Below are 12,697 nucleotides of genomic sequence, written 5' to 3' on the forward strand. Positions count from 1 at the left end.
GATCATGTGATCGTAGATTTATTGCCTAATGACCGGAGTATCCTTTCTTTCTGAGTTATTTGACCAGGTCAGGATAAGCGGTTATTGCTCCGGGTTCAGCAGCTTCCCCGATCCTTGGTCCAGGACGTGACGTGACATTTTCATCAAGTAAATGGACGTCATCATTTTTTGCGGCATTGATATCTTCCCAGCCTGTACACGATTTAATTTCATCAACAGCATCTTCTGCAAACGTGGCAGTGGTAATGATGGATTTATGGTTTCTCTTGACGATTTCTTCATCGGATACTTTAACCCAGCCTTTTTGGTCAGCAAAGATGTTTTTAATGCCGGCATTGTCCAAGGTTTCTTGTTGGAAGGTTTCCCTCCTGGTGTATAGATTTCCGAGCAGGACTAATTTCAAATTATGTTTGTTCCTTTTCATTTAAAGTTTCCACTTTTTCCTCGACACTTGCAATTTGGATTTGATATCCTTCACTAATTTACCCCCTTCTTCGGTAACGCCCATGACTTTTGCGATCTTCCCGATATCTCCATACACATCATCGTAGTTGGGTGAATGACCTCCGTATCGCTTTTTGCAGCAAAACAAAAAGCCGACCAAGAGGTTTGGCCGGCATCGGGCATCTATGTATCTTTAGTAGAAAAAAGGTGGAAGAGCCGTACAATCTTCTATCTTCCGAAGAGCATAATACGGTAAAAAAAGGCAGGTCTTCTGGCTCGTGCGTCATTTTACTCTAAGAGCCTTCCCGTTTGGGCTATGTGGACGGCAATCGGCGTGTGATTACATCCTCGAATATGTGGTACGCATCTTATATCAGTAGCACTTACAGTTGCGGAAACAGCTTCGGTTTTAAACCGAATTCCCTAATAAGCTGACAAGGCAGCACTTATTAGCAACAGTTTGCCAAACCTTATTCATTAAGCAGTATTAATATATTTAGAGAAATTCGTTTATGGATTACCGAATATCTAGTAAACTTACAATGTAAGGTTTAATTGGATCTTAATGTAAACAGCGTGTTGGCATTGATATAGAAAAGATATGAAATGAAAGGGAAATCTCAGGAGGTAGAGAATGAGTTATAAGCAGGTCAATCAGAAACTTGAAATGGTTCTGGGTAATATCGAAAAGGTGATTGTCGGAAAACGGGATATAGCAGAACTAAGCATCGTGGCACTTCTTTCCGGTGGACATGTCTTATTGGAGGATGTTCCGGGTGTGGGAAAGACAGTCATGGTAAGGGCGCTGGCAAAATCAATTGGTGCAAGCTTTAAGCGTATACAATTCACGCCTGATTTACTGCCTTCTGATGTAACGGGTGTTTCAATCTTTAATCCTAAGGAACAAGAATTCATTTTTAGGCCAGGACCGATAATGGGCCATATTATTTTAGCCGATGAAATTAACCGGACCTCGCCTAAAACGCAGTCTGCCTTGCTTGAAGCCATGGAAGAGGCAAGTGTGACGATTGATGGTATCACAAGAGGATTGGATAAGCCCTTTTTCGTAATGGCAACACAAAATCCCATTGAGTACGAGGGAACATATCCGCTTCCAGAGGCTCAATTGGATAGATTCCTATTAAAAATGAACATTGGCTATCCAGGTGTGGAAGAAGAGATAGAGGTACTTCATAGGGCTCAATATATGGCACCGCTTGAAGAGCTGGAATCCGTCATCACCATAGATGAATTGATATCATTACAGGCAGAGGTAAAAGCGGTGATAGTGGATGATTCAATAAAACGTTATATTGTTGAATTGGCGAATCAAACCCGTACGCATGAAGGGGTTTATTTAGGGGTAAGCCCGCGTGGATCGATAGCGTTGATGAAGGCAGCCCAAGCATACGCTTTGATCCAGGGCAGGGACTATGTTTTACCGGACGATGTTCAATATTTAGTTCCATTCGTATTCTCCCACCGGCTTATTTTGAAACCCGAAGCGAATTATGATGGATTCGATACCGGGATGGTGATACATGAAATTGTCGCGATGACTCAAGTGCCTGTAAAGCGGGTTGTGACTTAATGGGCAAATTCATCAGCATTTCAAGGGGAAATATGAGTGTGATCGGACTGGTATCACTCATGGCCGTTACCTTTTGCTTTGCAATGTTTCAAGGTGGTTTTGTCAGTTGGTTTATTTTTTATTCGTTTTTGCCATTTTCTACTTACGCTGCGATTCTGCTGTTTTATCCGCTGCATGCCTTTACCGTTGAGAGAAAGAGCAATAAACGGGAATGCTATCCAGGAGATTCTGTTGAAATAGTCTTTACATTTACCCGTAAAAACCTAATGCCCCTATTATTTATGTTGGTAGAGGAGGAATTGCCTCAGAGGATGGAAGATAGCGGATTCCAAAGGAAAATAATGATTTTTCCGGGGTTCAAGCGTACCTTCAGTATGTCATATACATTGGAAAACTTGCCACGCGGAGAACATTCGTTTCAATCGATCCGCTTTTGGATTGGGGACTTTTTCGGGCTCTTTGAAAAGGAGGCGATATATAGCTCACCTTTGAAAATAACTGTTTTCCCTCCATATCATGAGCTTGCCTACAATGATCTTGATCGAGTGCTCAATCAGGGGGCGGTGGGTTCAACAAAGAAAACACAACGGGAACATTCAGTGGTCTCCGGGGTAAGGAAGTATCAGCCAGGCGATCAGTTGTCATGGATTAACTGGAAGGCGACGGCTAGAACGAGTGAAATCATGACGAAGGAATTCGAAGTGCAGAAAAACCGGGATTTATTCATCGTGCTTGATAATAAGCCTTCGGATTTATTAGAAGAATCCATTGTAATGACGGCTTCCATCGCACATGCCATGTTAAAAAAAGGCATGGAGATCGGGTATGCAAGTATGGGATCGAGGGTAATCATACCGACAGGAGCAGGCAATAACCATAGACGAAAGATTTTTTACCGACTTGCTAAAGAAGAACCAAGTGAGGTAAACGCATTGGACGAAAAGATATGGAAGGGAATCCTTCCGGCAAACGCTGCTGTGATATTCATTGTTTCAGACTTAACCTTAGAAAAGGTGGACATGTTGAGTGCTTCCCTTGCTAATAATGGATTGATGTTATGCGTGAAGAAACCGGCAGATCTTACTGATGAGGAAAAAATGTCAAGATCTACAGCAGTCTCGAGGGGGATAAAGGTTAGCTTTTTTGAACATGGCCAACTAAAGTGTGATTTATCAGAGGTGATGGCGAAATGAAAGTCACTACCGAAAAGTTGGAAAGGTTCATGCATGTCCTCCTATATATCTTTGGTCTGTTGTTGATCACTGAGTGGTTAAGGCCTGTCGATAAACTCACAGATACAGGGAATATCATCATTTTTGTTCTATTTTTGATTTTTTCCTTACTGCTGCACTATTTCCGCGTGCATTGGTCAATCCGGTTTATTCTCATTAGTGCTTATATAATGATTTCTTTACAGTTCCTTCATTCGAAAAACGCTTTATTTCAATTATCATGGTTGAAAGGATTTCTAGTGGATTTTTCGGGAAACCTAGGGTATATATACGATGGGAATTGGGAATTGATAACAAATCCATTTCGGACGTTTCTGTTTTTTACCCTTCTTTGGCTTGTATCGTATTTGATCCATTACTGGGTGATAGTGAGGCAAAGCATCTTTTTCTTTTTTATGTTAACGGTGATTTTCATTTCTGTACTAGATACATTCACTCCCTATGTGGGGGATAAGGCAATGATAAGAATCATCAGCATCGGGTTCTTGATGCTCGGTCTGCTGTCCCTGCTGCGTCTAACGATACAGGAGATGATTAGGTTTCCGATGGTTTCCATAAATAAATGGATCTTGATGCTGACCGGAATGATATCGGTAAGTGTCCTTGTTGGTTTCGGTGCTCCAAAACTCACTCCGCAGTGGCCGGACCCAGTGCCTTATATTACTTCTTATTCTGATAAAGCCCTGAAAGAAGACGGTAGTTCGAAGGGGAAAAGTGTCGGATATGATGAAGACGATTCGGATCTTGGCGGTTCGATAGAGCCAGATAGTTCCACCGTTTTTTATAATAATGCACCTGCAGGACATTATTGGAAAGTGGAGAACAAGGACGTTTATACCGGGAAAGGATGGGTTTCCATACTGGAAAAGGACTTTCACTCTTTTTCCAACGGTCAGGATATGGCATCTTTAAATATTTATGACGTTCCTAAAGTGGTTAAAACAGAAGAAATGACAGCAAAACTGTCCATGACGGAATCGTATTCCCATATAATTCATCCGCAGTCCGGGTATTTAAAAAAGATTGAGGCCAAAAGCGGAATCGATTTCAAATATTATCAGGGTATGGACAAGGTCATTTCTGAACGGGAAAATGGCGAAAGACTGGTCATGAAAGAGTATGGGCTGGTCTATGATATGCCGAGTTTTGATATAGCTGAGTTAAGGAAAACCACAGAACCTGACGAATCGATGGATTTGTTAATGGAAAAAAACACACAGCTTCCAGAGGGATTGCCAAACCGGATCTACGAATTGGGATCCCGACTTACAAAAAATGAATCGAATTGGTACGATAAAGCAAAAGCAATAGAGGATTATTTTGACGGACCTGAATTCATTTATTCAAAGGACGATATTCCGTATCTGGAGACAAATCAAGATTATGTCGATCAATTTTTATTCGAGACGCAGATAGGGTATTGTGATAATTATTCAAGTGCAATGGTCGTTTTACTTCGTGCCGCCAATATACCTGCCAGGTGGGTAAAGGGCTATACGGAAGGGGAAAAATCAATCCATGATGGTGAATCTGTTTATAAGGTGACCAATAATAATGCACATTCCTGGGCCGAGGTTTATTTTTCAGGGATAGGCTGGGTCCCCTTCGAGCCGACAAAGGGTTTCGATGGGGAAGTTGAATTTTACGATTCGGAATTGAAACAGGAAGAGATCAAGAACTCTGATCCAACTAAGGAAGGACAAACAAAGAAAGAGACCAGGGAACGCCAGAATACACCCGATAGGGAAACTCAATCATCAGGCAAAATGGGTATTGGGGGCATGGAAGGGCTCTTAAAATGGACTGCCATCACACTGTTAAGTGTAATGATTCTTGCTACAATAGGTTATTTTTCCAGAAGGAAGTGGATTCCATATCTGCAGATTCTTCATTATAGAAACAAATCAGGTGCTCGTTTTACGACAGCATATTTAATATTACTGAAACAATTAAAGCGAGCAGGTTTAGTTCGTCCGGAGGGGCAAACTTTAAGGGAGTATGCCGCCTATGTGGATGTAGTGTACGATACAGATGAGATGAGTGAATTGACGGCTGCATACGAGTTAATGATATATCGTGGAGACGTGGAAGATCGCGAATGGAAACACTTTCAAAAGGGTTGGGAAAGCTTAATGAGAAAAACTAGCTCTTGACCAGGTTTTTATTATATTGATACAATAACAAAAACTAACTTAAACTAATATATCCTTCATATATCCTCGATAATATGGATCGAAAGTTTCTACCGAATCACCGTAAATGATTTGACTATGAAGGCGGATTTTAACAGGAAAGCTGAAAATCTGCCTTCGTCTATACTTTTTGTGTATTTTTGAGGGTGGATTTTTAGTTTTTCTTTTTTTATGATAATATTTTTTATAAGAAAGTATCACTCGATTTTATGAGTGAATTACATTAATAGAGGTGACGTTTGTGCCGGGGAAAACAGAATTGCAAAAGAACCAGGAAATGATCGTAGTACTTGATTTCGGAAGCCAATATAACCAATTGATCACTCGTCGTATCCGTGAATTTGGTGTGTACAGTGAGCTTCATCCTCATACAATTACTGTAGAGGAAATCGAGAAAATGAACCCAACGGGAATAATATTCTCAGGGGGCCCGAATAGTGTTTATGATGCAACTGCATTTGGTTGTGATGAACGCATATTCGAAATGGGCCTACCGATTTTCGGTATTTGTTATGGCATGCAGCTTATGACTAAACATTTTGGCGGAAAAGTGGAACCAGCGAAAAACCGTGAATACGGAAAAGCGGCACTTGCCATCCAAAATGAGTCCAAGTTATTCAGTGATCTGCCGAAAGAACAAATCGTCTGGATGAGCCATGGTGATTTAGTGGTGGAAACGCCTGAAGGTTTCAAGATTGATGGAACGAACCCATCTTGCCCAATTTCGGCCATGAGTGACGAGTCACGTAAATTGTATGCCGTACAATTCCATCCGGAAGTCCGTCATTCAGTTTATGGAAATGACATTTTGAAAAATTTCGTATTCGGCGTTTGTGGTTGCAAAGGTGACTGGTCAATGGAGAACTTCATTGAAGTCGAGATGGAGAAAATCCGTCAAACTGTCGGAAATAAAAAAGTGTTATGCGCATTGAGCGGCGGAGTGGATTCATCCGTTGTTGCTGTTTTGATTCATAAAGCGATTGGCGATCAGTTAACATGTATTTTCGTTGATCATGGATTACTACGTAAAGGAGAAGCCGAAGGTGTAATGGAAACATTCAGTGAGGGCTTCAATATGAACGTAATCAAGGTCGATGCATCAGAACGTTTCCTATCGAAACTTGCTGGCGTTTCAGATCCGGAACAAAAACGGAAAATCATCGGCAACGAATTCATCTACGTATTCGATGACGAAGCAACGAAGCTCGAAGGCATTGATTTCCTTGCTCAGGGAACACTTTACACAGACATTATTGAAAGTGGTACGGCTACTGCACAAACAATTAAATCGCATCACAACGTTGGCGGTTTACCGGAAGATATGCAATTTAAATTGATCGAGCCATTGAACACTTTATTCAAGGATGAAGTGCGTGCACTTGGAAGTGAAATGGGCATTCCAGATGAAATCGTTTGGCGTCAACCATTCCCAGGTCCTGGTTTAGGCATTCGTGTATTAGGCGAAATTTCAGATGAAAAACTTGAAATCGTTCGTGAGTCTGACCATATATTACGTGAAGAAATTAAAAAGAATGGTTTGGAACGTGAAATTTGGCAGTACTTTACGGTGCTTCCTAACATCCGTAGTGTAGGGGTAATGGGCGACGCCCGTACTTACGATTACACAATCGGGATCCGAGCGGTTACATCCATTGACGGAATGACTTCCGATTGGGCGAGAATCCCATGGGATGTACTTGAAATCATCTCGACGAGAATCGTTAATGAAGTAAACCATGTAAATCGCGTCGTGTATGACATTACGTCTAAGCCGCCTGCGACTATCGAGTGGGAATAGAAGATTGATCATCCAATCAGTGAAGGAATTTTCCTTCACTGATTTTTTTTGGTTAAAATAATTTTTGAATATGTAGATTAATTACATTTCCCGTATGTTGGCGAATATATAGCCATAATAAGTAAGGGATATATAGCGAAAAGCGAACATTGCCTAAAATTACATAAAAGATATTCGTTTGGTATATTGACGATTATTTTAGTGATTGGTACACTATACCTATAATAATAAAAAAACATAATTGTCGTATAATATTGGGGATATGGCCCAAAAGTTTCTACCAAGCTGCCGTGAACGGCTTGACTACGATGTGTATGGATTGGCGAGTTATGGATAAACCGCCACTTCTTTACATGACCGCAGTCAAGCCCCGTTCAAAAGTGAATGGGGCATTTTCTGTTGGCTTATGATTTTATGATAGGGGAGACTCATAATGAAAAACTATTTTCGGTTTAATGAGCTGGGAACTAATTATCGCCGTGAAATACTTGGGGGACTAACTACGTTCCTTTCAATGGCATATATCCTGGTTGTTAACCCTGTGATGCTGACTTTACAAAGCATCGAGGACTATCCGGATGAATTGAGAATGGACTACGGAGCGGTTTTTGCCGCTACCGCCTTAGCAGCCGCGATTGGCTCGATATTGATGGGGATTATAGCCAGGTATCCAATCTCGCTTGCCCCGGGCATGGGATTGAATGCTTTCTTCGCTTTTACCGTTGTACTTGGTTTTGGGATTCCTTGGCAGACAGCTTTAACGGGGGTATTGATTTCAGGTATAATCTTCGTTTTGCTTTCCCTATCGGGAATACGTGAGAAAATCATTAATGCAATTCCGGTCGAATTGAAATACGCTGTCGGAGCTGGTATCGGTTTATTCATTACCTTTGTAGGGTTTCAGAATGCTGGAATCATCACGAATGATGACAGTGTACTTGTCGGACTGGGCGACTTGACATCAGGAAATACTTTATTGGCCGTGTTCGGAATTGTCGTAACCGTCATTTTGATGACGAGAGGCGTCAAAAGCGGCGTGTTCATAGGAATGGTCATTACGGCCATTGCAGGAATGATCTTTGGACAAGTTCCGGTGCCGGAGAAAATAATCGGTGCCGTTCCTAGCATAGCGCCAACATTCGGGGTTGCGTTCGATGCCCTAGGAAATCCCGGTGATCTTTTCACTGGTCAAATGTTAATCGTGATATTGACTTTCTTGTTCGTAGCTTTCTTTGATACAGCCGGTACGTTAGTGGCTGTTGCGCAACAAGCTGGACTGATGAAGGATAATGTACTTCCTAGAGTGGGAAAAGGATTACTAGCTGATTCATTATCCATCGTTTCAGGTGCAATTCTTGGTACATCCACCACTACATCATATGTAGAGTCTACATCAGGTGTTGCTGCTGGTGCTCGAAGTGGATTTGCTGCTGTAGTAACAGGTTTACTGTTTGTCCTATCCCTTTTCTTCTTCCCGCTTCTTTCAGTGGTGACATCTGCGGTAACTGCGCCGGCATTGGTTATAGTCGGAGTATTAATGGCATCTTCACTTAAAAACATTGACTGGCAGAAGTTTGAAATTGCGGTTCCGGCCTTCTTTACCGTTATCATGATGCCTATGACATATTCAATTGCGACAGGGATAGCTTGTGGATTCATCTTCTATCCGATCACTATGTCGATGAAAGGAAGGGCTAAAGAAGTTCACCCAATCATGTGGGGACTTGGAGTCGTCTTCCTTCTATATTTCATTTTCTTGAAGTAATAATGTGAGTAAGTTAGAAGAGCCCTGATTTTGGGGCTCTTCTTTCATGTTGTAAGAGAAAGGTCTTATCGTGTATAGTAAAAGGACTAAGTACTAAGTACTTTATCCTGTATGGGGCATTGGGATGACTTTGGGAAAAAATGAGGGAGAAAAATGAATGGTTTTATCGTTGAAAAGGTTTTGAACAATAATGTGGTGATTGCCACGCATCCGTCGTATGGTGAAGTAGTTTCTATTGGAAAGGGCTTAGGTTTTAACCGAAAGAAAGGCGAAGAATTAAGTCCGGAACTTGCGGAAAAAACATTCGTTCTAAAAAATGTTAAGGAACAGGAAAGTTATAAAAAACTTTTACCGCAGATCGATCAAAGTCTTCAAGCTGCCATCATAGAATCCATTCATCTCATTAACGATCGAGTAACTGGAAAACTCAATGAACATATACATGTCGGTTTAACTGATCATTTACTGTTCGCCCTTCAGCGTGTTTCACAAGGAATGACTATCAAAAATCCATTCTTGAAAGAAACGATAACCCTTTATCCGTTTGAACATGATATTGCTGTTGATGTAATCGACTTAATTCAGGATAAGACAGGCATAGGCCTTCCCCAAGGGGAAATCGGTTTTATTACGCTTCATATTCATAGTGCAATAGCAAATAAAGACTTATCGGAAGTCAATCAGCACTCACAATTAATCTACCATCTTATCCAAGTCGTTGAGGAACAGCTCAACGTACAAATTAATAAGGAAAGCATTGACTATACACGTTTGGTCCGTCATTTAAGATTCATGATAGACAGGGTGTTGGCTGGGGAAAAAGTAGATGAACCTGAAAAAATTGCATTGCTATTGAAAGAAGAATATCCCTTGTGTTACAATATCTCATGGAAGCTAATAAAAATTATGCAACAGAAATTAGGCAAACCGGTTTGTGATGCGGAAGCTGTCTATCTAACGATGCATATTCAACGATTACAAAAGAAAATAAAATAAAAATACATTAACTTACGTGTTACTGATTCGATCAGGCATAAGTGAGGAGAATGATTGTTATGAAAGAGGGTATTATATACCTGAATTTTCATATCAATCCTATCTTTGCTTATGCCTTTTTTGTATTAGAACTCTGTTGCGTGGGAAGATGAAGTCCATCATTAAATGTAACCGTTTTATTAGCATGGAAAAACAGTAAAGAGGAGGAAAACCTATGTTTAAGAAGTTGTTTGGTGTTTTGCAAAAAATCGGAAAAGCCTTGATGCTTCCAGTAGCCATTTTACCAGCGGCCGGAATATTGCTTGCGTTTGGTAATGCATTGCAAAACGAGACTTTATTGGATATCGCCCCGTTTCTTGCGAGTGGCGGAGTTGAAATGATCGCATCGGTCATGGAGAATGCCGGAAATATTATTTTTGGGAATCTTCCCTTGTTGTTTGCTGTGGGGGTCGCGATTGGGCTAGCTGGTGGAGAGGGTGTTGCCGGGCTGGCGGCGATTATCGGGTTCTTGATTATGAATGTGACGATGGGAACTGTCCTTGGAATTGACACTGCCGACATTGAGAATAATGGTGCGGTGTACAGCAATGTTCTGGGTATCCCGACGTTGGGAACTGGCGTGTTCGGCGGTATTATTGTCGGTGTCATGGCTGCTGTTATGTATAATAAATTTTATGAAATTGAACTGCCTTCATATTTAGGATTTTTTGCAGGTAAACGTTTTGTACCCATTGTAACAGCTGCAAGCGCAGTTATTCTTGGGTTGTTGATGATTTTGATTTGGCCAACGATTCAATCGGGATTAAATGCATTTTCCGAAAATATGTTAGGTGCTAACCTGACACTGGGAGCCTTCGTGTTCGGGGTTGTGGAACGTGCGTTAATTCCGTTTGGGTTGCATCATATCTTCTATTCGCCATTCTGGTTTGAATTTGGCAGCTATATCCCTCAAGGCGGGGGAACGCCAGTCAGAGGTGATCAGGCCATCTTCATGGCGCAAATTAAAGATGGCGTACAGAATTTAACGGCAGGTACTTTCATGACTGGTAAGTATCCATTCATGATGTTCGGGTTGCCGGCTGCAGCTTTGGCCATTTATCATGAAGCAAGACCGGAACGAAAGAAAATAGTCGGCGGCTTGATGGCTTCGGCGGCACTTACATCTTTCTTGACTGGGATTACTGAGCCACTTGAATTTGCTTTCTTATTTGTTGCACCTGTACTTTTCGGAATCCACTGTCTGTTTGCAGGTCTATCTTTCATGACCATGCATTTACTGAATGTGAAAATCGGGATGACGTTCTCGGGTGGTTTGATCGATTACGTACTGTTTGGTTTAATTAATCCTCAAACCAATGCTTGGATTGTTATCCCGGTTGGTTTAGTCTTTGCACTTATCTATTACTTTGGATTCAGATTTGCAATAAGGAAGTTTAACCTTAAAACTCCTGGTCGTGAAGTGGAAGAGGACGATGAAACGGGGGGATCTGCAAGTACAGCTGGAAGTCTACCTGGGGATATCTTGGATGCTATGGGTGGGAAAGAAAATATTTCTCACTTAGATGCTTGCATTACCCGTCTTCGTGTTTCGGTGAATGACATTGGTAACGTTGATAAAAATAGGTTGAAGAAACTTGGAGCCGCTGGAGTGCTGGAAGTTGGCAATAACATCCAAGCGATCTTCGGACCTCGTTCAGAAACGATCAAAGGGCAAATGAAGGATATTATCGATGGAAAAAGGCCTCGAAAAGTAGAAGCGTCTCCTGAAGAGGGCGTGGAAAAACAAATCGAGGATATCGTCCCGAAACCTTTACGGACGGAAGAAGTTTCCGAGCGCTTTATTTCACCTATTAAAGGCGAATTAAAACCGATTACGGAAGTGCCTGATGCAGTCTTTGCTGAAAAAATGATGGGTGATGGGTTTGCCATTTTGCCGGAGGAAGGATTGGTTGTTTCTCCTGTTGATGGTACGATCGTTAACCTATTCCCGACTATGCACGCAATAGGTATCGTTTCCGATGCTGGACGTGAAATCTTAATACATGTCGGGATCGATACAGTTAAGTTGGAAGGCAAAGGCTTCGAAGCACTTGTCGCTCAAGGAGACAAAGTGACAAGCGGACAGCCGTTGCTTAAAGTTGATTTAGAATATGTCAAAAACAATGCAACTTCTATAATTACGCCAATCGTCTTTACCAACCTTTCTGAGGGTGAAAGTGTGAAGATTGAAAAGGCGGGGAATGTAGACAGGGAAGAATCGGACGTAATTTCTATCGGCAAATAAACATTCAAGAACAGGAGGGTGGCTATAATTAGCTGCCCTTCTGTTTTTGTTTATTCATTAGCAGGGCTGGGCATTTGGGATATTAAAATCTCTATGCTTCAAAATAAAATGAAACAGTGTTTATATAGAAGGAGGTGGTAGTTCTTGAAAAAACAAAGAATTTTTAAAGATTTAATTGACTTGTCTACATGCAGGTGCTAATATATTAAATACACCGCTTGAGACAGTGAAGGCAAGCAAGAGAAATTAAAACTTGTTGTTGACATGAAGTTCGAATGGTGTTACACTAATTAAGTCGCTGAATAAGCGATGGAAAATATTGCTCTTTGAAAACTGAACAAAACAAAGCGCCAACGTTAAATTTTAAGTGAGCACACACTATCAAAAAAGCAAAA

General features: G+C 41.2%; 8 protein-coding genes and 3 riboswitches. Of the genes, 7 read left to right on the top strand and 1 reads right to left on the bottom strand.

Translation table 11 applies throughout. From position 1 onward, the window contains the following. Positions 1-55: 55 nt before the first annotated feature. Positions 56-424: an ABC transporter substrate-binding protein gene (locus tag SB775_RS20715; RefSeq protein ID WP_410863101.1), complete on the bottom strand. Its 369-nt coding sequence runs from the start codon at positions 422-424 to the stop codon at positions 56-58. A gap of 264 nt (positions 425-688) precedes the next feature. Next, positions 689-909, bottom strand: a riboswitch (cobalamin riboswitch). A 169-nt stretch (positions 910-1,078) separates the two neighbouring features. On the opposite strand from SB775_RS20715, the gene SB775_RS20720 reads away from it, so the two are divergent. From SB775_RS20720 to ptsG, 7 genes are all read left to right on the top strand, one after another. Then, positions 1,079-2,035 (top strand): AAA family ATPase, encoded by a 957-nt coding sequence (locus SB775_RS20720; protein ID WP_410863102.1) that lies wholly within the window; start codon positions 1,079-1,081, stop codon positions 2,033-2,035. A 38-nt stretch (positions 2,036-2,073) separates the two neighbouring features. Beyond that, on the top strand, positions 2,074-3,228 hold the full coding sequence (locus SB775_RS20725; protein ID WP_410863104.1) for a DUF58 domain-containing protein: 1,155 nt from the start codon (positions 2,074-2,076) through the stop codon (positions 3,226-3,228). Then, positions 3,225-5,420, top strand: coding sequence for a DUF4129 domain-containing transglutaminase family protein (locus SB775_RS20730; protein WP_410863105.1), 2,196 nt, complete (start codon positions 3,225-3,227; stop codon positions 5,418-5,420). Before SB775_RS20725 ends, SB775_RS20730 begins: the two co-directional genes overlap by 4 nt. Positions 5,421-5,456: 36 nt before the next feature. Continuing rightward, a riboswitch (purine riboswitch) is annotated at positions 5,457-5,558 on the top strand. 142 nt (positions 5,559-5,700) lie between these two features. Beyond that, entirely contained in the window at positions 5,701-7,257 is a 1,557-nt protein-coding gene (gene guaA / locus SB775_RS20735) for a glutamine-hydrolyzing GMP synthase (protein ID WP_061461258.1), read from the top strand. A gap of 224 nt (positions 7,258-7,481) precedes the next feature. Continuing rightward, a riboswitch (purine riboswitch) is annotated at positions 7,482-7,583 on the top strand. A gap of 107 nt (positions 7,584-7,690) precedes the next feature. Then, positions 7,691-9,022: an NCS2 family permease gene (locus SB775_RS20740; RefSeq protein WP_089364198.1), complete on the top strand. Its 1,332-nt coding sequence runs from the start codon at positions 7,691-7,693 to the stop codon at positions 9,020-9,022. A 153-nt stretch (positions 9,023-9,175) separates the two neighbouring features. Continuing rightward, positions 9,176-10,018: a glucose PTS transporter transcription antiterminator GlcT gene (glcT, locus tag SB775_RS20745; RefSeq protein WP_125162882.1), complete on the top strand. Its 843-nt coding sequence runs from the start codon at positions 9,176-9,178 to the stop codon at positions 10,016-10,018. 214 nt (positions 10,019-10,232) lie between these two features. Beyond that, positions 10,233-12,302 (top strand): glucose-specific PTS transporter subunit IIBC, encoded by a 2,070-nt coding sequence (gene ptsG, locus SB775_RS20750; RefSeq protein WP_410863107.1) that lies wholly within the window; start codon positions 10,233-10,235, stop codon positions 12,300-12,302. The last annotated feature ends 395 nt before the right edge of the window (positions 12,303-12,697 follow it).

The organism is Peribacillus sp. SIMBA_075 (assembly GCF_046534585.1).